At 64.8% G+C, this 20,624-nt stretch carries 22 protein-coding genes and 1 tRNA gene; 10 read left to right on the forward strand and 13 right to left on the reverse strand.

Annotation, left to right across the window (positions count from 1 at the left end; all coding sequences use genetic code 11):
* Positions 1-36: 36 nt before the first annotated feature.
* Positions 37-2,835, reverse strand: a complete 2,799-nt coding sequence (locus LC083_RS08980; protein WP_226700116.1) for an ATP-binding protein — start codon at positions 2,833-2,835, stop codon at positions 37-39.
* A 145-nt stretch (positions 2,836-2,980) separates the two neighbouring features.
* Here LC083_RS08980 and LC083_RS08985 point away from each other — a divergent pair, with 145 nt between their 5' ends.
* Positions 2,981-3,634, forward strand: coding sequence for an energy transducer TonB (locus LC083_RS08985; RefSeq protein WP_226700117.1), 654 nt, complete (start codon positions 2,981-2,983; stop codon positions 3,632-3,634).
* 10 nt (positions 3,635-3,644) lie between these two features.
* Here the strand turns inward: LC083_RS08985 and LC083_RS08990 are convergent, their stop codons facing one another.
* From LC083_RS08990 to LC083_RS09005, 4 genes are all read right to left on the reverse strand, one after another.
* Complete coding sequence (locus LC083_RS08990; RefSeq protein ID WP_226700118.1) at positions 3,645-3,953, reverse strand: polyhydroxyalkanoic acid system family protein; 309 nt, start codon at positions 3,951-3,953, stop codon at positions 3,645-3,647.
* On the reverse strand, positions 3,953-4,711 hold the full coding sequence (locus LC083_RS08995) for a hypothetical protein (RefSeq protein ID WP_226700119.1): 759 nt from the start codon (positions 4,709-4,711) through the stop codon (positions 3,953-3,955). Before LC083_RS08995 ends, LC083_RS08990 begins: the two co-directional genes overlap by 1 nt.
* 10 nt (positions 4,712-4,721) lie before the next feature.
* Positions 4,722-5,972 (reverse strand): toxic anion resistance protein, encoded by a 1,251-nt coding sequence (locus LC083_RS09000; protein WP_407692161.1) that lies wholly within the window; start codon positions 5,970-5,972, stop codon positions 4,722-4,724.
* A gap of 111 nt (positions 5,973-6,083) precedes the next feature.
* A complete protein-coding gene (locus tag LC083_RS09005) occupies positions 6,084-7,817 on the reverse strand; it encodes a fatty acyl-AMP ligase (protein ID WP_226700120.1) in 1,734 nt (577 codons plus the stop codon).
* A gap of 128 nt (positions 7,818-7,945) precedes the next feature.
* Here LC083_RS09005 and LC083_RS09010 point away from each other — a divergent pair, with 128 nt between their 5' ends.
* The 4 genes from LC083_RS09010 to LC083_RS09025 are packed head-to-tail and all read left to right on the forward strand — an operon-like array spanning position 7,946 to position 9,993.
* A complete protein-coding gene (locus LC083_RS09010) occupies positions 7,946-8,521 on the forward strand; it encodes a regulatory protein RecX (protein ID WP_226700121.1) in 576 nt (191 codons plus the stop codon).
* A gap of 26 nt (positions 8,522-8,547) precedes the next feature.
* On the forward strand, positions 8,548-9,045 hold the full coding sequence (locus tag LC083_RS09015; RefSeq protein ID WP_160608984.1) for a DUF192 domain-containing protein: 498 nt from the start codon (positions 8,548-8,550) through the stop codon (positions 9,043-9,045).
* Between the two features lie 58 nt (positions 9,046-9,103).
* Positions 9,104-9,502 carry an NADH:ubiquinone oxidoreductase subunit NDUFA12 gene (locus tag LC083_RS09020; protein WP_222554631.1) on the forward strand — a complete coding sequence of 133 codons (399 nt, stop codon included), beginning with the start codon at positions 9,104-9,106 and terminating at the stop codon, positions 9,500-9,502.
* A gap of 2 nt (positions 9,503-9,504) precedes the next feature.
* On the forward strand, positions 9,505-9,993 hold the full coding sequence (locus tag LC083_RS09025; RefSeq protein WP_222554630.1) for a DUF2155 domain-containing protein: 489 nt from the start codon (positions 9,505-9,507) through the stop codon (positions 9,991-9,993).
* Here LC083_RS09025 and aat read toward each other — a convergent pair.
* On the reverse strand, positions 9,942-10,625 hold the full coding sequence (gene aat, locus LC083_RS09030; protein WP_226700782.1) for a leucyl/phenylalanyl-tRNA--protein transferase: 684 nt from the start codon (positions 10,623-10,625) through the stop codon (positions 9,942-9,944). The two genes, LC083_RS09025 and aat, sit on opposite strands and share 52 nt — an antisense overlap.
* 88 nt (positions 10,626-10,713) lie before the next feature.
* Here aat and LC083_RS09035 point away from each other — a divergent pair.
* Together LC083_RS09035 and LC083_RS09040 are read left to right on the forward strand one after the other, a co-directional pair.
* A tRNA-Trp gene (locus LC083_RS09035) sits at positions 10,714-10,789 on the forward strand.
* A gap of 54 nt (positions 10,790-10,843) precedes the next feature.
* A complete protein-coding gene (locus LC083_RS09040) occupies positions 10,844-11,734 on the forward strand; it encodes an LOG family protein (RefSeq protein WP_160608987.1) in 891 nt (296 codons plus the stop codon).
* Positions 11,735-11,743: 9 nt separating this feature from the next.
* Here the strand turns inward: LC083_RS09040 and thiD are convergent, their stop codons facing one another.
* Genes thiD through glmM form a run of 3 tightly spaced genes read right to left on the reverse strand, consistent with a single transcriptional unit; the run spans position 11,744 to position 14,102 of the window.
* Positions 11,744-12,544, reverse strand: a complete 801-nt coding sequence (thiD, locus tag LC083_RS09045) for a bifunctional hydroxymethylpyrimidine kinase/phosphomethylpyrimidine kinase (protein ID WP_226700122.1) — start codon at positions 12,542-12,544, stop codon at positions 11,744-11,746.
* The gene (locus LC083_RS09050; RefSeq protein ID WP_226700123.1) at positions 12,541-12,765 is read right to left on the reverse strand and encodes a DUF1272 domain-containing protein; all 225 of its coding nucleotides are present in this window, start codon (positions 12,763-12,765) and stop codon (positions 12,541-12,543) included. The genes thiD and LC083_RS09050 overlap by 4 nt, the downstream gene beginning before the upstream one ends.
* A complete protein-coding gene (glmM, locus tag LC083_RS09055; protein ID WP_226700124.1) occupies positions 12,765-14,102 on the reverse strand; it encodes a phosphoglucosamine mutase in 1,338 nt (445 codons plus the stop codon). Before glmM ends, LC083_RS09050 begins: the two co-directional genes overlap by 1 nt.
* 162 nt (positions 14,103-14,264) lie before the next feature.
* On the opposite strand from glmM, the gene LC083_RS09060 reads away from it, so the two are divergent.
* Entirely contained in the window at positions 14,265-14,876 is a 612-nt protein-coding gene (locus LC083_RS09060; RefSeq protein ID WP_222554625.1) for a superoxide dismutase, read from the forward strand.
* 58 nt (positions 14,877-14,934) lie between these two features.
* Here the strand turns inward: LC083_RS09060 and LC083_RS09065 are convergent, their stop codons facing one another.
* The 3 genes from LC083_RS09065 to LC083_RS09075 are packed head-to-tail and all read right to left on the reverse strand — an operon-like array spanning position 14,935 to position 16,944.
* Entirely contained in the window at positions 14,935-16,113 is a 1,179-nt protein-coding gene (locus LC083_RS09065; RefSeq protein WP_226700125.1) for an AI-2E family transporter, read from the reverse strand.
* Positions 16,114-16,168: 55 nt separating this feature from the next.
* Complete coding sequence (locus LC083_RS09070) at positions 16,169-16,777, reverse strand: sigma-70 family RNA polymerase sigma factor (RefSeq protein ID WP_160608993.1); 609 nt, start codon at positions 16,775-16,777, stop codon at positions 16,169-16,171.
* Positions 16,777-16,944, reverse strand: a complete 168-nt coding sequence (locus LC083_RS09075; RefSeq protein ID WP_160608994.1) for a NepR family anti-sigma factor — start codon at positions 16,942-16,944, stop codon at positions 16,777-16,779. Before LC083_RS09075 ends, LC083_RS09070 begins: the two co-directional genes overlap by 1 nt.
* Before the next feature lie 210 nt (positions 16,945-17,154).
* Between LC083_RS09075 and LC083_RS09080 the strand changes: the two genes are divergently transcribed.
* Complete coding sequence (locus LC083_RS09080; protein ID WP_226700126.1) at positions 17,155-18,834, forward strand: CHASE domain-containing protein; 1,680 nt, start codon at positions 17,155-17,157, stop codon at positions 18,832-18,834.
* Between the two features lie 82 nt (positions 18,835-18,916).
* On the opposite strand, the gene LC083_RS09085 is transcribed toward LC083_RS09080, so the two are convergent.
* Complete coding sequence (locus LC083_RS09085) at positions 18,917-19,705, reverse strand: response regulator (protein WP_160608995.1); 789 nt, start codon at positions 19,703-19,705, stop codon at positions 18,917-18,919.
* A 158-nt stretch (positions 19,706-19,863) separates the two neighbouring features.
* Here LC083_RS09085 and LC083_RS09090 point away from each other — a divergent pair, with 158 nt between their 5' ends.
* Positions 19,864-20,610, forward strand: coding sequence for a Crp/Fnr family transcriptional regulator (locus tag LC083_RS09090; protein WP_226700127.1), 747 nt, complete (start codon positions 19,864-19,866; stop codon positions 20,608-20,610).
* The last annotated feature ends 14 nt before the right edge of the window (positions 20,611-20,624 follow it).

Consider the following 20,624-nt stretch of genomic DNA (forward strand, 5'->3'; position numbering starts at 1 on the left):
TGCGGGGCCGCCCTTTTTCTTTGCCCGAAACCAGGATCAGGCGGCCGCGAGCAATTCCTCGGCCAGCTTGCGGCGCACCAGCGGCTCCACATTCGAGCGCAGGGCGCGTTCCAGCGCAGCCGCTTTTTCGCCGAGGCTCTCTTCGCCGAACATCCCCGCAGTGCCGGCAAGCTTGTGCACCGTGCGCGCCAGTTCCTCGACCCGGACGCCTTCGAGAACATCCTCCTCGACCGCGGCAACGACTGCCTCGATCGCTTCGCTGCGGCGCGCGAGCCAGCGCTCCTGCATTTCGGGTGAGTGCCCGGTCGTGGCCTCGGTGTTGTCGGGCTGGCCGGTGATGGCCAAAGCGTCAGGTACGATGCTTACCGGCAGCCAGCGCGCAAGCGATGCGGCCAGTTCCTCGAAGACGAGCGGTTTTGCAAGGTGGGCCTGCATACCCGCTTCCAGCGCTGCGGCGATGTCCTCGGGAAAAGCGTTTGCGGTGAGCGCGATGATCGGCAGGTCGCTCGGGGTGATCCCGCTCCTGCGGATTTCGCGCGTGGCGGTGTAGCCGTCGCAGCCCGGCATCTGGATATCCATCAGCACGATGTCGAAGGGATCGCCCCTGTCCGCTGCATCGAGCACGGCCGCGATGGCCTCTGCCCCGTCATGTGCAATGCGCACTCGCTGTCCCAGGTCTTCGAGCATGGCCGTCACGAGCATCCGGTTGATGTCGTGATCTTCCGCCAGCAGGATGCGGCCGTTTGCCTTCGGGGCAGCCATGTGGCCGGCCCGCCTTTCCTGCTTACCCGGCGCGGGCACTGCGCCCTTGGCCTGTTCAAGCGGCACCCGCAGCGAAAAGCGCGAGCCGACACCCGGCATCGAATCCACTCCCAGCGATCCGCCGAGAATTTCGGCGAGTTGCCGCGAAATGGCGAGGCCAAGGCCGGTCCCGCCGAACCTGCGGGTCGTGCTGGCCTCCTCCTGGACGAAAGGATCGAAGATATTGTCGATCCGGTTGGGGGCGATCCCTATCCCGCTGTCCTCGACATCGATCACGAGGTTCGAACCTTCGACGCGGACCGAGATATCCACCCGCCCTTTTTCGGTGAATTTCACCGCATTGCCGACGAGGTTGAGCAAGATCTGCCGCAACCGCAGCGCGTCTCCGCGCAGGAGGTGCGGGATTTCCGGGGGACAGGACAAGGTCAGCGCGATGCCTTTTTCGTCTGCGACCGACATATGCAGCCTGACGCAATCGTCGATCAGGACCGGCAGGTCGAAATCCTCGTAATTGATGACCAGCTGTCCGGATTCGATCTTCGAGATATCCAGGATATCGTTCAGCAGCATCATCATGGAGCGGCCGGAACGCGAAATGAGATCCGCATAGCGGGCCGCTTCCGGATCGAGCTCCATGCGGGTCAGGAGATCCGCGAAACCCAGCACCCCGTTCATCGGAGTGCGGATTTCGTGGCTCATATTGGCAAGGAACTGCGCTTTTGCCCGTGCAGCGTTTTCCGCATGGCGGGTCGCCCGATTGAGTTTCCTCTCCAGCGCGACACGCTTGGTCACGTCGCGGGCAGACACGATGATGCCTTCGCGTTCCCCCGTCGCGCCGTCCAGTGCGAGAGCGCAGTCCGCTTCGATGTAAACCGCCTCTCCTGCCGCATCGTCGAGGAAGCGGCGGTAGGTAAATCGCTCGCTCTTGCTGCGACCCGACAGCAGCCTTTCCTGCGCTGCAGCGATGGCCTTGCGCGCTTCGGGATGGACCCGGTCCGACGTGCGGCGTCCGACGAATTCGCGCGGCTCCGCGCCGAGCACGTGGCGGGTCGAGGGAGAGGCGTAGGTGCATACGCCCTCCAAGTCGTATCGCAGGATCGCGTCGGTGATGTTGTCCGCCAGCAGTGCCATCTGCTTTTTGCCCTCGCGCACCTCGCGCAGCAGCCGTTCGCGGGTCGAAAGGATGGCGGCGACCGGGAATCCAACGAGCACCGAGGAGGCGAGAAATGCCTCGAACACCAGCAACTGGGCGTGCAGCGGCATGGGCAGGAGGTTGATCGGGCCCGTGCCTGCCTGCGTGCAGATCAACGCGATGGTGGCCACTTTCAGAACCGAGAATGCCGTGCCGAGGACCCCAAGGCGGAAAGCATGGCAGACGATGACCGGCGGTACGAGGAACAGCAGCGGGTAGGCGGTCTGGAGGAAGACCACCAGCGTCACGCCGGTGCCGACCGTGGTCAGGACAGACCATTCCAGGACTTCGCGGGCAGTGGGCCAGCGCGGCCTTTGCAGCGCGTCCCAGAAAACGAGCACGGATGGCGCGACGATGATCATAGACAGCGCATCGGATGCGGCCCACTGGAGCAGGCCCGCCAGCGATGCCTCTCCACCTGACAGGACCAGCGAGGCGATTGTCGCCGAAGCCAGTGGCGCGACCAGGCATGCGCCGAAGACGAAGCGCATCAGTTCGCCTGCGTCACCCATGCAGGGGCGGGGGCCGGCCAGTTTGCGGACGACCTCCACCGCAATCCGGATTTCGACGATATTGGCGAGGGACAGCGTCAGCGCGGTAAAGGTATCGTCACCGACGAGCCGGTTCGCCACGAAATTGCCCGCAAACAATGCGAGGAGGAATAATCGCTCGCTCGATAGCCGGGCCCGAAGCAGGATTGCGACGGCTATTGCATTCGGTAGCCAGACGACCGCGATCCGGCCGGACCCGCGCGTCAGGTCGATGCTGGCGTAGGCGAGCAGGGCGAAACCCGCGAAGCCAAGCAGGGCGGCGAAGACCATGCGCAAGTCGAGGCGCCTGCTCCAACCCGGCAGCGAGGGGCGCAATGGTTGCGTTGCCATGGACGATCTCCTAGCCATGACCCGAGCGGCGGGCGGGTCGGAACAGGTGCGCCCCCTTTCCCGTTGGGGTGCAATGACCGAAAGCGAAACCCGGTTCAGCACGGCTAGGAGGCGGCCCAACGCTTGGGTTATCCTCCTCATACTGTTGATTCATTTGGGAATCTTCTACGCATTAATACGTGCCCTGGCCCCGGGCGTCGTCGCCACGGTGGAGCGCGAGGTCGTCTCTGCGTTCTCGGTCACGGTCACTACGCCGGAACAGGAGACACCCGAGGTCGAGCCCGAGCCCGACGAGGGCGCGCAGGGCGATCCGGGGCGCGAAGCGGTGCCGCAGCCGGTGACAGCCCCTACGCCGCGCCGGCAGGTGCGCGAGGACCGGCCGGTGCCGCGCGCCTCCTCGACCGGAACAGCGACCGATTCAGGGGCAACCCAATCGGGCGATGGCACGGGTGCTGCCGGAAGCGGTCTTGGCACGGGTGCGGGACGCGGCGGCGGCGGGCAGGGCGGCGTCGCTGCGACGAAGCCGGTGCTCATCCGGGCGATTACGGACGCCAGTGCCTTTCCCGTCCCGCCGGGCGGACGTGAAGCGCGGATCGGGAAGTCCGTGATCGTGAAGCTGACCGTTTCGGCCGAAGGCCGCGCGGTGACCTGCTCGATCTACCGCGCCAGTCCGTTCCCCGAAACGGATGCGACAGTGTGTCGCCTGGCGCTGGACCAGCTGCGGTTCGAACCCGCGCGCAATGCAGAAGGCCAGCCGGTATCGGCGCCCTTCTATTACCAGCAGCGGTTCTTCAACTAGGGGTCGGGTGTCAGGCCTTTGGCGGGGCGAGCAGCTTCTCGCCCTTGCTCTTGATGGCGCCCTTGATCATCGGTTCGACGAAGGACAGCGCGAGCGGGATATCCACTTCGAACACGACCTGGGAATCTTCCACCAGCACGCGTGACTTGAGCGTCTGGCCCATGGTGGTGACATCGACGTTCATCGTGTCCTCGCTGGCCCAGGACACGGCCACGTCGGCCATACCGCCGGGCACGACCTCGGCGATCTCGTGACTGTGGTCGGACAGGCGGCGGCGGACCTCTTCCTTGGGAAGTTCGTGGGCGATCGGGACGCGCATCAGCTCTTGTGCTCCAGTTGCGGGCTGGTCTCGGCACCGCTGCCGAACTTGTAATCGAGGTACCGGTGCTTGATCGCCAAATCGTCGAGCGATCCTTCGGCCAACTGGCGCGTGATCGAATCGATTTCGCCGCTGATCTTGGAAAGGCTGTCGGTCAGCTGCTCGTCAGGCGTCACGCCGGCGCGCTTTTCGGTGCGCAGATGCGCGGGGATCTTGCGATAACTGTCGACCATCTCGGGCAATTGCTCGCCCACCAGGCTGCGGATTTCGCGCGCCTTGGGGTGGTTCTGGTCGAGCCCGTCGAGCTGGTAGCCGAGCCCGTCGAGCTGCACGCCGATCTGGTCGACGAGGTTGACCGCCGGCGGGGGCAGGGCTGGGCGCTGGTGTTCGAGCCACAACTCGGTACGCGCGACCATCTGCTGGACATTGCCCTTGTTGATCTCGGCGCGCTTGGGGACTTTCATCTTGGGATAATTGCCGAAGATGCCGACCGCGACGACGCTGGCAACGATCAGGGCCATGATGCCGGCAAAACCGATGCCGTCGACGATCAGGCCCAGCACGCCCATGCCGACCCACAGGGCGAACAGGGCGATGACCACGTTGCGCACCTTGCTCATCAGGTGCTTGCGCTTTGCCCTGGCCGAGCCTTCGCCAATCGAGACCGAGCGGCGATGACGCCCGCCGGAACGGTTGTCATCGCGCAGGCGCCGGCCTTCTTCGATCAGGCGCTGGCTTTCGCGGGTAAGGTCGCCCAAGGTTCGCTCCTCAGCCCTCGATGCTCAGCAGACCGCTTTCGGCGACCTGCTTCTGCGCCTGGGCCTGCCCTTCGGCGCGGGCGATGTAGCCCTTCGACTTCTCGACCTCGCTCGTAAGCAGGGTCACGGTCTGCTTCATGCTGTCGAGTGCGCGCAGCTTGAAGGCGTCGACCTCGTCCATCGTGTCGTAGATGTTCTGGAATGCGCGCTGGAGCGTTTCCAGCGGGATCGTACTGGCGGCGGCCTGTTCGTGGATCTTGCCGGTCTGGTCGCGCAGCATGGTGCTGGTGGAATCGATGATCCCGGCGGTCGTTTCGTTGAGCGCCGTGATCTGGCCCAGCACGAGGCGCTGGTTGGTCATCGCTTCGGCAACCGTCACTGCCGTGCGCAGGGCGCCGACGGTGGTGGTGCTGGCGCGATCGACGCCCTTCACCAGCTCGACATTGTTCTTTTTGACCAGGTCGAGAGCAAGATAGCCCTGCACGCTCACTGCCATCTGCGTGAGCAGGTCCTGCGTGCGCTGGCGGACATAGAACAGCGCGGTCTCGCGCACGGCCTTGGCCTTTGCCGGATCGGTCGCGTCGAGTTCGGCGGCCTTTTCTTCCAGCTTCTGGTCCAGCGTGTTGGAGATGTGGATCATCTGTTCCAGATTGCCCATCGCTTCCCACAGCTTCTGCCGTTCGACGTCGATCGCGGCATTGTCCATGATCAGCTCGTCCTTGCCGCTGGCAAGGTTCAGGAGGATCGACTGGATGTGCGTTTGCGCGCTCTGGTAGCTGCGGAAATAGTTCGTCAGCTTGTTGCCGAAGGGAATGATGCCGAGGAACTTGCGGGTGCCCGACAGCTTGCCGCGCTTGCCCGGATCGAGATCCTCCACCACGCGGCGCAGTTCGGCGAGGTTGGCACCGACGCCTTCGTCCTTGTCCATCGCGCGCACAGGGCGGTCGAGGAAGCGGTTGGACATGCCGGCGGCCGCCATGATTTCCTTGCGGCCCATGTTGGTCAGCTGGTCGACCTTCTTGCCGAATTCGGGCGAATTGGCGTCCTGCGCGATGAGGTCGGCGACGAAGCCGTCGACCTTGGTTTCCAGCTTGCTCTTCACCTCGTCCGACACGGGAACGAGCCCGGCGGCCTTCTCGGGCGCGACGGCGGGCACCGGATCGGGCGGCGTCAGGTCGAATTCGGGCGGAGCCATGGTCGCCGTGGCGGCGGGCTTGGCTGCGGACGGAGCGGCGGCTGCCTGAGGTTTTTCGTCACTCATGGAACTACAAGAGGCCTCCCAGAAGATTTCCTTCTGTATTAGGTCTCTATAACACGAGTTTCAAGGTGCCATCGCAGGACAGCACGTTGAATTGCGACGGATCGCCTTGAATCAGGCCGCCAGGTCGAGCGGCTGGATTTCGCCGGCGAGGTAAAGCCGCTTGGCTTTCGCACGGCTGAGCTTGCCCGAGCTGGTGCGCGGCAGGGTGCGCGGCGGAACCAGTTCGACGACGCAGCTCATGCCCGTGACCCCGCGGACCTTGTCGGCGATCTGGTCGCGCAGGCGCAGCTGCTCTTCCGGATCGGACACGCGGCAATGGACCAGCACGGCAGGCGCTTCCTCGCCGTTCTCGGTCTCGATCGAGAAGGCGGCGATATCGCCGTGGTTGAAGCCGGGCAGCTGTTCGACCGCCCATTCGATATCCTGCGGCCAGAGGTTCTTGCCGTTGATGATGATCATGTCCTTCGCGCGGCCGACGATGAACAGGTAGCCATCGGCAAGATAGCCCATGTCGCCCGTGTCGAGCCAGCCGTCGACGAGGCATTCATTGGTCGCTTCCTCGTTGCGGAAGTAGGAATGCATGACGCTGGTTCCGCGGCACCAGACCTTGCCGATCTGGTGGTCGCCCTTGGCCTTGCCGCTTTCGTCGCGGATTTCGACTTCCATGCCGGGCAGGGCCTTGCCGCAATTGACGATGGCCCGATAGCGCGCCGGATTGTCGAGATTGCGCGGACGGCCCGACAGGCGTTCCTCCTCCACCAGTTCGACGCGGATACCTTCGCCGGGCGGCATGACGGTGACCGCCAGTGTCGCTTCGGCAAGGCCGTAGCTGGGGGTGAAGGCGCTGGCCTTGAAGCCTGCCTGCGCAAAGGCATTGACGAAGCTCTGCATAACGTCGGGGCGGATCATGTCCGCGCCATTGCCTGCCGTGCGCCAGCGCGACAGGTCGAAGCGTTCGTCGACATGGCTCTGGCTGGAGATGCGGCGTGCGCAGATGTCGTAGCCGAAGGTCGGCGAATAGCTGAGCGTATTGCCCTTGTTGCGGCTGATAAGGTCGAGCCACGCCAGGGGGCGGCGGGCGAAGTGTTCGGTCTTGAGATAGTCGACCGATGCCTGGTTCGCGATCGGGGAGAGCAGGCAGCCGACGAGACCCATGTCATGGTACCACGGCAGCCAGCTGACCACGCGGTCGTTGACGCCCAGGTCCACGCCGGTCGAATGGCCGAAGAGGTTGTGCAGCAGCGCGCGGTGGGTGACCGCAACCCCGGTGGGGAAGCGGGTCGAACCGGACGAATACTGCAGATAGCAGATATCGTCGGGCCGGGCTTCGGGCAATTCGCATTCCGGGTCGGGGCGCTGGCTGAAATCCTGCCAGCTCTGGCCTTCGCAGCCCTGCCGTTCGGCAGCGGCCTGCGCCATCTCCTCGATCTCGCCGGGATAGATCAGCATCTTGGGATCGCTGCTCTGCAGCTGGACTGACAGCTGGTCGATATAGCCTTCCTTGCCGCCGAAGCCGGTGGGCAGGGGCAGCGGGACCGGCCAGGCGCCGACATAGGTGCAGGCGCAGAACAGCGCGGCGAATTCGGGGCAGGTTTCGGCGATCAGCGCGACGCGGTCTTCCTTGCCGATTCCGGCAGCAACCAGCTGGCGCGCGAACTTCAGGGCGTCCTCACGCATCTCGCTGAACGGATAGGGGCGCACGAGGTCGCCACGCATATCGTGAAAATTGAGTCCTTTTTCGCTGCGCGCAGCGTAATCGACCGCCTCGTTGAAGGTGTCGAAGTCGGCCCTGCGCCTCGGCAGGTCGCAGTCATTGGGCGTCGGCGTCAATGCGGCGTCGGTCATTTTTGTTACGATTCCCGTGAAAAGTCAGAACCTTGCGGCCATCCCCATTGTCCCGTACGCCGTGCAACCCGAGCCGGCGCGTTATCGAGCTTTCCCATTCGATAAGGAGTGTGGCACGAATATGGCCGATGGTTGAACGTAACGCAACATCGCGGCGAAGCCGTCGCACGCCCAAACCGCTCGACCGCACGCGCCTGAACGATCTCGCGCTGGCCTATGTCGCGCGGTTCGCCACCAGCGCGGGCAAGCTGCGCACCTATCTCAATCGCAAGCTGCGCGAACGCGGCTGGGACGGCGAGGAGGGCCCCGATGTCGATGGCCTGGTCGGGAAATTCGTCGATCGCGGCTATGTCGACGATCGCGGCTTCGGGCGGATGAAAGCCAGCGGCCTGCTGGCCCGCGGCTATGGTGCGCGGCGGGTGGACGAGACACTGCGGTCGGCGGGGCTGGACGAGGGGCTGCGCGACGAGCTCGCCCCGGCCGAACGCGAGGCGCGGCAGGCGGCCGTATCGCTTGCCCGGCGGCGCCGATTCGGACCTTTCGGCACCGGGCAGGAAGACGAACCGGTGGAAGAGCGCCACAAGCGGCGCGAAAAGCAGCTTGCGGCGATGGTCCGTGCAGGCCACACCTTCGCCCATGCGCAGGCGGTACTGTCCGCCCGCGACGAAAGCGCTCTCGACGAATGGCTCGAAGAGGGCGATTAACCGGGCCCAACTACAGGAAATACGGCATGAAATTCCGCTCCGCGCTGATCTGTGCACTCCCGCTGGCCTTGATGGCCTGCGCCCAGCAGGGCACGGCGAACGAGCCGGCACCTTCCGCCTCGCAGCAGGCGCAGGACGAGGTGCATCCGATCTCCGGCCTCAAGATCATCCCGGTCACCGTCACCGCGGGCAAGGTGAAGCACGTCTTCCGCGCCGAACTGGCCGATTCGCGAGAGGCGCAGGGCAAGGGACTGATGTTCCGCACCGAACTGCCCGACGATGCTGCGATGATCTTTCCCAGCGTGCCGCAGACCGCGCGCAGCTTCTGGATGAAGAACACGCCGCTGCCGCTCGACATCATTTTCATCGGCACGGACGGGCGTATCCTCAACATCGCCGCCATGACCGAACCCTACTCGCTCGAATCGGTCTATTCGGACGGGCTCACCAGCGGCGTGCTCGAAATCCGCGGCGGCCTGGCGGCCGAACTCGGCATCGGGCCGGGCGATCTCGTCGAATGGTAGGCGATTTCCCGCATGCGCGCGCTTGGCGCACGCGCGGGAATCGGCTAGGCGCGCGGCCATGAGCGTACTCGGAAAGATCTTCACCTGGTGGGACGGTGCCACCATCGGCACCATGCTGTGGTCCTCGCGCAACGGCGAACACGTCGGTACCGACGCACAGGGCAACAAGTACTACCGTTCGAAGAAGCGCGGCGAAGGCCAGCGCGAACGCCGCTGGGTGATTTACGACGGCACCAACGATGCCAGCCGCGTGCCGGCCGAATGGCACGGCTGGCTGCACGGCTCGGGTGACGACGTGCCCGAAAGCTTCCTGCCCGCGCCGCGCATCTGGGAAGCCGATTACACGCCGAATGCCACCGGCACCGCCTCTGCCTACCGTCCGCAGGGCGCGCTCGAACGCGGGGGCAAGCGCGCCGCCGCCGTCGGCGATTACGAAGCCTGGTCGCCGGACGCCTGATCGTGCTCCGCGCCGGTGCGATCCTTTGCAGCCTGGCCTTGCTGGCTGCCTGTTCGCAGGACCCGCCCGAGCCGGAAGCCGTCAGCACCGAAATTCCCGACGAGCTGAAGCGCGTCGAATTGCCCAAGGTCGAAGCCGCCGCGGAAGCCGCGATCGGCACGCCGATGGAAGACCGGGTCGCGACGATCGGCCTGCTCAACAAGCGTAACAACGAGACCCGCGAGCTCGAACTGAAGCCCGGCCAGCAGCAACGCGTCGGCAGCGTGATCGTGCGCCTTTCGGCTTGCGAGCGCACCGCGCCGTGGGAAATGCCGCAGGAAACCGGCGCTTTCGTGCAGGTCCTCGTCCTCGACCGGGGCAGCGAGAACCAGTTCCGCAAGATCTTTTCCGGATGGCTGTTCAAGAATTCGCCCAGCCTGAACGTGGTCGAGCACCCGATCTACGATATCTGGGTCAAGGACTGCGCGATGGAATTCCCGGGCGAGGAATGAGCGTTCGCCGCGGCCACGGCCTGCGGTATCGATCCTGACGCCGGACCGCGTGCCTCGCGCAATTTCTCCAGATAGGCCGACTGCGGCAGGGCCACCGCGCCCATGGTCGCCAGGTGGTCGGTCATGAACTGGCAGTCGAGCAGTGCGTACCCCGCCTCGCGCATTGCGGCGACCAGCCAGGCCAGCGCGGTCTTGCTGGCATTGTCGGTGCGGCTGAACATGCTTTCGCCGCAGAACACCCGGTCGAAGGCCACGCCGTAGAGCCCGCCGACCAGCTCGCCGTCGTCCCACACCTCGATCGAATGGGCATGGCCCGCCTCGTGCAGCGCGATGTAGCTCGATTCGATCTGGTAGCTGATCCAGCTTTCCGCATGTTCCTCGCGCGGTTCGGCGCAGGCGGCGATGACCGCGCGAAAATCGCGGTCGCAGGTCACGCGGAAGCGGTCCTGTTTCACCACCTTGCGCAGGCTCTTGGAGAAGCGGAACCCGTCGAGCGGGATGATCGCCCGCTCGCGCGGTTCGACCCAGTAAACCTCGCGGTCCCCGCGGTGGTCGGCCATGGGGAAGATGCCGCTGCGATAGGCGTGCAGCAGCAGGTCGACAGGGATCAGATCGGGCACGGGGGCATGCATGGCAGGGACCATCCTAGCAGTTTGCATTTCCACGCGATACGCGGCTTGCCAGCAGCGCACAGAGCGACTAATGCGCGCCCTCGGCTGCAGGGGTGTAGCTCAGCTGGTAGAGCATCGGTCTCCAAAACCGAGGGCCACGGGTTCGAATCCTGTCACCCCTGCCATTTCCTTTCTTCAATGACTTGTCGCTTTCATCGGCGGGGCCTACTGCGCCCGTCATGACAGAAGAAGAAAAGCAAAAGCGCGGCATCCAGGACCGCAAGTTCTACGCGGCCGAACAGGAAGCCAAGTTCGAGAAGAAGGGCCTCGCGGTCCACACGCCGCAGACCGAACATCCCAGTTACAAGCTCGCCTTCCAGGACAAGGACTTCCTGCTGCGCGAGGAATTGCGGCCGGTCCGCTTCCAGCTCGAACTGCTCAAGCCCGAGATGATTCTCGACGAAGCCGGCGTCGGCTCGACGCTGGTGATGTACGGCAGCGCCCGCATTCCCCCGCCGGAAGCCGCCGAAACCGCGCTTGAAGGCGCGAAGGACCTGCCCGAGGAAGACCGCAAGGTGGTCGAGAGCCTCGTGGCCAAGTCCAAATATTATGCCGAGGCGCTGAAGCTGGCGAAGCTGGCGACGGAAAAGTCGATCATCGAGAACGGCAAGCGCCAGTTCGTCGTCTGCTCGGGCGGTGGCCCCTCGATCATGGAAGCTGCCAATCGCGGTGCGAGCGAGGCGGGCGGGGAATCCATCGGCCTCAACATCATCCTGCCGCACGAACAGGCGCCCAACCAGTATGTGACGCCCTATTTGTCCCTGAACTTCCACTATTTCGCGCTGCGCAAGATGCACTTCCTGCTGCGTGCGCGGGCGGTGGCCGTGTTCCCGGGCGGATTCGGCACGTTCGACGAGTTCTTCGAGCTGCTGACCCTGATCCAGACCGGCAAGATGAAGCCGATCCCGATTCTGCTGTTCGGCAAGGATTTCTGGACGCGGGTGGTGAACTTCGAAGCCATCGCGGAAGAAGGCACGATCTCGAAGAAGGATCTCGAACTGTTCCGCTGGTGCGAAACCGCGGAAGAGGCGTGGGAATACCTCTGCGACTTCTACAACCTCGGCTGCTGAGGCAGGCGCCTAGCCCAGCTTGCGAACCGCCTGGTGCCCGAGCGGGCCGGAGCCTGCGCCGAAGCCCGGTGCATTCTCGATCGCCGCATAGACGAAGCCGCGCGCCAGCCTGATGGCGTGCGTCGTCGGCTGGCCATAGGCGAGGAAGGTCGCAAGCGCCGCCGACAGCGTGCAGCCCGTGCCGTGGGTGTGCGGCGTATCAATGCGCGCGTGGCCGAAGCTCGCCAGCTTGCCGGTCGAGGACACGGCGCGGTCGAGCACCTCGTCGCCTTCGCCGTGGCCGCCCTTGGCCAGCACCACCGTATCGTGCTTTTCCGCCAGGACGCGCGCCGCGTCGAAGACCTCGTCGTCGGGAATGTCCGCGCGGCCCGTCAGCGCCGCGAGTTCGGGCAGGTTGGGCGTGACGACGGTGGCGATATCCATCAGCGCGCCGAACGCGGCCACGGTGTCAGCGCTCGCCAGTTCGGACCCGCTGGTCGCCACCATGACGGGATCGAAAACGATCGGGCCGGGAAAGGTGTCGAGCCGTTCGGCAAGGCGCAGGGCGATTTTGGGTGAGCCGAGCATGCCGATCTTGATCGCATTGGCACCGATGTCGGACAGGCAGCTTTCCACCTGCTGCATCACGAAACCGGGCGAGAAAACCTCCACGCCCTGCACGCCGGTAGTGTTCTGGGCCGTCACGGCGGTGATCGCGCTCATGGCGTAGCCGCCGAGCATTGTGATCGTCTTGATGTCGGCCTGAATGCCGGCGCCTCCGGAGGAATCGGAGCCGGCGATGGTCAGCACGCGCGGCGGGGCGCCGCTCATCCTTCGAACTTCCGCTCGGTCGAGGCGGGAAACTTGTCGAGTAATTTGCGCGCGCGGGTCGGGCGATCCATCAGTTCGCCCCCGCAATTGGGGCACAAATCGTCGAGCGCCTCGGCGCAGTCCGCGCAAAAGGTGCATTCGAAGCTGCAGATGAAGGCGCCGGGCGCATCGGCCGGCGTATCGGCGCCGCAGCGTTCGCAATCGGGGCGCATTTCCAGCATCAGACGGCCTCCCTCACTGCATCGCAGATCCGGTCCACGATCCGTTCGACCTGCGCCGCATCGTCGCCTTCCGCCATGACGCGGATGACCGGTTCTGTGCCGGAGGGGCGGATGACGAGGCGGCCGGTGCCTTCCAGCTCCTTTTCCGCATCGGCGATGACCTGCTTGACGCTGTCGGTCTCCAGCGGCTTGCCGCCGGAATAGCGCACGTTCTTGAGCAGCTGGGGCACGGGATCGAAGACGTGCAGTAGCTCGCTCGCCGGTTTGCCCGAGCGCACTAGGCTGGCGAGCACGCGCAGCGCGGCAACGGTGCCGTCGCCGGTGGTGCCGTGATCGAGCAGGATCATGTGGCCCGACTGTTCGCCGCCCACGTTGAAGCCGCCGGCCTTCATCTTTTCGAGCACATAGCGGTCGCCGACCTTGGCGCGTTCCAGCGTGAGGCCCTGCGATTCGAGATAGCGTTCAAGGCCGAGATTGCTCATCACCGTCGCCACCACGCCGCCGCCCTTGAGGTCGCCGCGCGCCTGGAGGCGGGTCGCGATCAGCGCCATGATCTGGTCGCCGTCGACAGCCTGGCCCTTCTCGTCGATCACGATCAGCCGGTCGGCATCGCCGTCGAGCGCGATGCCGATGTCGGCGCCTTCCTCGACCACGCGGGACTTGATCGCATCGAGCGAGGTCGAGCCGACGTCCTTGTTGATGTTGGTGCCATTGGGTTCGACCCCCATGGCAATCACGTCCGCGCCCAGTTCCCAGATGGCCGAGGGTGCCACCTGGTAGGCCGCGCCATTGGCGCAATCGACCACGACCTTCAGTCCGTCGAAACGGATGTCGGAGGCGACCGACTGCTTGATCGCGTGGATGTACCGGCCGCGCGCATCGTCGATCCGGCGGGCACGACCGATGCGGTCGGCCTGGACCAGCAGCGGTTCCTGTTCGAGCAAGATCTCGATCGCCGCCTCGGCCTCGTCGGACAGTTTGAAGCCGTCGGGACCGAACAGTTTGATGCCATTGTCCTCGTAAGGATTGTGGCTGGCCGAGATCATCACGCCCAGATCGGCGCGCATTTCGCGGGTCAGCAGGGCAATGGCGGGCGTGGGCAGCGGTCCCGTCATAACCACATCCATGCCCACGCTGGTGAAGCCGGCCACCATCGCGCTTTCCATCATGTAGCCGGACAGGCGCGTGTCCTTGCCGATCACCACCCGGTGCCGGTGCCCGCCGCGCAGGAAGTGCGTGCCTGCCGCCTGGCCCACGCGCATGGCGGTGGCTGCGGTCATCACGCCTTCATTGGTGCGACCGCGGATACCGTCGGTGCCGAAGAACTTGCGTGCCATCGATTATGCGCTCCGTCTCTTTGCGCTAACGTCTTGGCCGCGATTGGCGCGGAATAAAAGCCATGGCGCGGATTTTCCCAGCCGCTATGCAACCACCCGCGCGCCCATGCGTTGGCTGGGTAAATCGCGAAACGAACACGGACACCAAAAGGGGAACCATCCATGGCTTTTGAGCTGATCGACCTGCCTTACGACGACACCGCGCTGGAACCGGCGGTTTCGGCCCGCACCCTGTCGTACCACCACGGCAAGCACCACAAGGCCTATATCGACAAGACCAACGCGGCGATCGAAGGCACCGATCTTGCCGGCAAGAGCCTCGAAGACGTCATCGCTGCCGCGCGCGGCAGCAACCAGGGCCTGTTCAACAATGCCGCGCAGAGCTGGAACCACGGCTTCTACTGGCATTCGATGGCCGCATCGGAAACCTCGATTTCCGACGAACTGAAGAGCATGATCGAAGCCGCTTTCGGCTCGGTTGCCGACCTCAAGGCCAAGCTCAAGGAACGCGGCACCGGCCACTTCGCCAGCGGCTGGGTCTGGCTGGCCGAAAAGGACGGCAAGCTGACGATCGAGGAAACCCATGACGGCGACACGCTGGCCGACCTCGACGGCGTAAACCCGCTGCTCGTGATCGACCTGTGGGAACACGCCTATTACCTCGATCACCAGAACGCGCGTCCGGAATACCTCGAGGCCGTCAACGGCAAGCTCAACTGGAGCTTCGCGCACGACAATCTGTCGCGCGGCAGCACCTGGAAGTATCCTTCCTGATCACAGCCACCAGGCTCGAACGGATGGCCCGCTGCGCTGACTATGCGCGGCGGGCCTTTCAGTTTTCGGGGGTGTGTTCTTCCTCGCCCAATATGCTGCCCGGGAACAAAGGCTCGCCGAAGATGAAGCCGACGAGGTTCGGGCGGCCGACATGGTCGAACAAAGCGGTCAGCATCAGCAGGATCGGCACCGACAGCAGCGCGCCGAATGCACCCCAGATCCAGGTGAAATAGGACAGGGCGATCAGGATCAGCACCGGGTTCATCGTGAACCGCGCGCCGAGGATCGACGGGGTCACGACATTGGCCTCGATGGTGTGCAGGCCGAGATAGGCGATGGCAGGGACGAGGCCGAGAAGTACCGTGTCCGCCGTGCCGATGCCGAACAGGGCAAGCAGGCCGACCATCACGGTGGGCCCGATATAGGGCAGGAAGTTGAGGATCGCGGCAAGGCCGCCCCACATGATCGGCGCATCGACGCCCAGTGCCCATGCCCCGAGCGCTACGATCACGCCGACCAGCGCGTTGATCCAGCCAACAGTCAATATGTAGGCGGCGACCCGGTCCTGCACTTCGCGGATGACGCGTGCGGCCTTGATGCTCGACCCGAAGCTGGTGCGGCCGAACAGCAGTTTCTGGCGCAGGCGAACGCGCGCCTCGATCATGAAATAGGCCATCAGCAGCGTCAGGATCGCCTCGATGATGACGGTCGGCGTCGCAAAGGCCAGTTCTTCGAGGTAGCTGGGCGTTGCCAGCACCACTTCGCGTGGCTGGCCGTCACGCTCGACCAGTTCGACCAGCTGGCGGTTGATCTGCTCGATCCAGGAAAACCGCTCGCGCAGCTCGAGGAAGCGTTCGCCCACGCGCTGGACCAGTGCGGGAAGTTCGTCGAACAGCGTGATGGCTGGTTGCAGGATCAGCGCGAGCGCGAGCAGCAGGATCGCAAAGAATACGACCAGCGAAACCAGCGATGCGAGCGCGTTGGGCAGGCCCCAGCCGTTCAGCTTGTCCGCCAGCGGGGACAGGATGACGGTCAGGATCACCGCGGTGACCACCGGCAGGAACACGACCGACCCGATCGAGAGGACGAAGGGCAGGGCGAGGAACAGGCCTGCGCCAAGGATCAGCACCAGCGCCGAAATCAGGCGCAGTTCCTGCTGCGCGAACGCGTAACGCGGCATGTGGTGCGGCGTTGCAGGCCCTTCTTGCGGCCGCTTGTCGGGTTCGCTCTCGCTCATCGCCTGTCTATCTGCCGCGACGCGGGTTGCCGGGCAAGCGGGACGTTAGGCGAGTTCAGCTGCGCGCCGCTACGCCGAGCCCGGCGGCGACATCGTCGAGTTCCTCGAGGATGGCGCGGTGCGCGGTATCGTCGTCGAGCGAGCGCCTCGGGATCGAGCCTTCCTGCAGCATCGAATTGAGCGTCGCGCGGGCGCGGCCCACGCGGCTCTTGATGGTGCCTACGGCGCAGCCGCAGATATTGGCCGCTTCCTCGTAGGAGAAGCCGCCGGCACCGACCAGCAGCAGCGCCTCGCGCCGTTCCGGCGGCAGGGTCAGCAGCGCACGGTGCATGTCGGCGAGGTGGATCGGCTCTTCCTGTCCGGCAGGGGCGGTCAGGACACGTTCGGCGACCGTCTCGTCATATTCGCCGCGGAAGCGGTTGCGGCGCATGTCGGTGAGATAGGCATTGCGCAGGATCACGAAGGTCCATGCGCGCATGCTGGTGCCGGGCTGGAAGCGGTCCTGCGCGGCCCATGCCTTGAGCAGCGTTTCCTGGACGAGGTCGTCGGCCATGTCGGCGCGCCCGCACAGGCCGCGGGCGAAGGCACGCAAGTGCGGAACGACCTCGGTCAGTTCGCGCTTGAAGTCGGCCTTTTCGGAGGCCGTGCGTTGCTCGGCCCCCATCAGTCCTTCGAGTCCAGTTTGGAAAGCAGGTCCTTGAACGCGTCAGGCAGGGGCTCGTCGACGACGGAATCATACAGCTTGCGCAGGCCGTTTGCCCACTCGGGCTGCTTTTCGCCCTGCGGCTTCGCCTTCCCGCCCTGATTGTCGGAAGATGCTGAAGAGGTCATCGTGTCTAAAATACGTCCTTGCCTTGCCCTATCGCGTGCCGGGTCGCGCCCGGCCGGATAAGCTTAACGATCCCTTTGGTGCACCGCTAACGCAGCGGAGGCGCGGGGGTTCCAGCTATGTAGTGCTTTTTTGCTGGAATTCTCCTTCGGCGGAACCTTACAGCGGCCCACGGATATAGAGCATCACAGGTTGTGAGCCTTCGGGGACGGATGCTGGAAGAGAACAGGATTCTGCGCAGGGGACGGCGCCGGCGGTGGCTGGTCGATTACCCGCGCGTGGTGCCGCTGGCCATCTTCCTGCTGGTCGCGGCCGTCACCTTCGTCAGCGTCGTCGCGATCGAGAGCGGGCAGGCCGTGCGCGAAGAGGCGGAACTCAACCGCAAGGCGCAGTCGATGGTTTCCGCGATCGAGCGACGCGCTTATTCGAATTCCGCCTTCCTGCGCGCCGCGGCTGCCCTTTTCAGCTCGCAAGGCGAGGTCAGCAGCGACAGCTTCCGGCAATTCGTCACCGAACTGCGGCTCGATGCGGATTACCGCGGGGCAGAGGGTATCGGCTGGGCCCCGGCGATCTCTTCCGGCGAAATCGTGAGGACCGAGGACCTCCTGAGCGAGGGGCGCGTCAGCCGCGTCAGGATTACGCCCAGCATCGTCGACCAGCCGCGCTCGCAGCTCGTCCCTGTGCTCTATCTCCAGCCCGACACGCTGAGAAACCGCCGCGCGCTCGGGTTCGACATGTATTCCGAGCCAGTCCGGCGCGAAGCGCTGGATGAGGCGACCAAGTCCGCGCGGCCTACCTCGACCGGCAAGGTGGTGCTGGTCCAGGAGGGCGGCGTGGAGGAGCCGGGCTTCCTCATCTACATGCCCGTCTTCGACGGCGGCATCACCGACCGCGTCCTCAAGGGCTTCGTCTACAGCCCGTTCAATGCGGGCGAATTCCTTGCCTCGGCGGGTGATCTCGTCGGCGATGACGAAACGGGGGTCCGGCTCTACGACATCGGTGACGACAAGCGCGACCTGATGGCGGAACTGCCGGGCTGGAAGCCGGACGTTCCCTATGTCGAGCGCGAGGTCGACATGGCCAACCGCAAGATGCTGCTGGTCGTCCAGTCCAGCGCGGTGGAAGTCCTTTCGCCGCTTTCGATGATCACGCTGCTGTTCGGCCTGGCGGTTGCAAGCCTCCTCCTGGTGGTCGCCCGCCTGCTGACCCAGCAGGCGCAGGAAGACAGCCGTTCGCTCGAATGGTTCGCTGAACAGAACTCGATCCGCAATTCGCTCACCCGCGAGCTGAACCACCGCGTCAAGAACACGCTCGCCAATGTGCTGTCGATCGTGTCGCTGACCCGGCGGCGGGCGGACAATCTGGACGAGTTCGCGCAAGGCATCGACAGCCGCATCCGCGCCCTGTCGGCAACCCACGACCTGCTCACCCAGTCCGAATGGGGCACCACGCCGATCCGTTCGGTGATCGAGGTCGAACTGGCACCCTATGCCAATGCAGAAGACCACACGGTCGTGATGGAAGGGCCGGATGTCGAACTGGCGCCCAACGATGCGCTCTCGATGGGGCTGGCGATCCACGAACTGGCGACCAATGCCGCCAAATTCGGCGCTTTGAGCCGGGCAGGCGGCAAGGTCACCGTCATCTGGACGCTGGTGAACGAAGGGCTTGCCCGGATCGACTGGTCCGAAAGCGGCGGTCCGCGCGTGACCGAGCCGCAGAAGCGCGGGTTCGGCACCGACCTCATCGAAAAGATCGTCGCCCACGAACTGCGCCATCCGGTGGAGCTGGAATTCCTGCCGACGGGCGTGCGGTGCAAGCTGCTGGTCCCTGTGCGCGAACCCAACGAGTTCATGCTGCGCAGCGGCCCGCCCCCGCAAAAGGGCCACTGATCAAGCCAGTCACCAGATTGCAGGCACGAAAAAGGCCGCCGGGACCATAGTCCGGGCGGCCCTTTTGTAGAGGTCTGGCAGCTCAGCCCAGCGGGCGGCTTGATCCGAAGAACAGGGCCTGGCTGATGGCCGCACGCACCGTCTGTTCCTGGAACGGCTTGGTCACCAGGTACGTCGGTTCGGGACGGTCGCCGGTCAGCAGGCGCTCGGGATAGGCAGTGATGAAGATCACCGGCACGCTGTCGATGGCGAGGATATCGTCGACCGCATCGAGGCCTGAGGAGCCGTCGGCCAGCTGGATATCGGCCAGCACGAGGCCCGGCGTCTTCTGGGCGACGACTTCCTGTGCCTGCGTGCGCGTGGCAGCGGTGCCGCACACTTCGTGGCCGAGCGAGGTCACGAGGTCTTCAAGCTGCATGGAGATCAGCGGCTCGTCCTCGATGATGAGCACGCTGGTCGCGCTTTCGCGGTCGATTTCGCTGACCGCTTCCTGCACCAGCCGTTCGATCTGGTCGGGAGCGAGGTCCATGATCTCGCCGGCCTGTTCGACCGAGAAGTCCTCCAGCGTCGTCAGCAGCAATGCCTGGCGGTTGAGCGGGGTGATCGACTTGAGCCGGTCCTGCGCAGCGCCTTCATGGCCTTCGCCGACAGGCTCGGGCACGTCCATGTATGCGCTGGCCCAGACCTTGTTGAATGCGCGGTAGAGCGGCACGCGGCCACCTTCCAGCGAAGCCTTCAGCTGGTCGTCGGCCAGGGCGGCTTCCAGCGTGGCACGGACGAATGCGTCCCCCGTTGCCTGCGAGCCGGTCAGCGCGCGCGCATAGCGGCGCAGGTAAGGCAGATTTTTCGCGATTTGATCACCAAGCGACATATAACCCCTTCCGTGGTTTGCGCGCATGGAACGTCCCATCGCGACGGTGGTTCCTATCCCGACGCAGGAAAATCCGCGTTGTTTGTAAAAAGCACCGAGCCGGGAAATCAACGAACCGCGGTCGCTCGATGGAATTCTGGTTGCTGGGGAGAGCCGGGATGTTTGAAGTAGCGAAACCTTATGCGTGCAGGGAGTGCCCCCTGCAGCATTGTCCGGGCCTGCGACCGCTGGAAGAGCGGCAGCTGGACTATATCCAGACCATCAAGACCGGGGAATACCGTTTCGAGCGCGGGGACACCGTGCTGCAGGAACAGGAAAGCTGCGATTACCTCTTCACGATCCTCGAAGGGGTGGCGATCCGTTTCCTCACCCTCGACGACGGGCGCCGGCAGATCGTCAACTTCATGTTCCCCGGTGACCTTATCGGCCTGCAGGGCGCATTCGACGATGTCGTGAGCCATTCGGTCGAGGCGATCCTGCCGCTGCGCCTTTGCCGTTTCCGTCGCAACGACTTCGTCGCGCTGATCAAGGAGCATCCCCGGCTCGGCTACGACATCACCTGGCTGGCTGCCAAAGAGGAAAGCGCGCTGGAGGGGCACTTGGTCTCGCTCGGGCAGCGCAGCGCGCGCGAGCGTGTCGTGTTCCTTGCCGTCTGGCTGCTCGACCGCGCACTGGCGACAGGCCTCGCTCGCGAGGGCAACAAGTTCGCCATGCCGATTACCCAGTCCCAGATCGCCGACATGCTCGGGCTGTCGCTCGTCCATACCAATCGCACCATCCGCGCGCTGGACCGCGACGGGCTGGTCCAGTGGACCTCGCGCGAGATCTGCGTGCCGGACATGGATAAGGCTGCCGAATTCGCCGATTTCGACTTGTCCGGAAAGACTGTCAGACCCTTCATCTGACAGGCGAAAAAAAT

Source organism: Qipengyuania gaetbuli (assembly GCF_020524765.1).
GTDB classification, from domain to species: domain Bacteria; phylum Pseudomonadota; class Alphaproteobacteria; order Sphingomonadales; family Sphingomonadaceae; genus Qipengyuania; species Qipengyuania gaetbuli_A.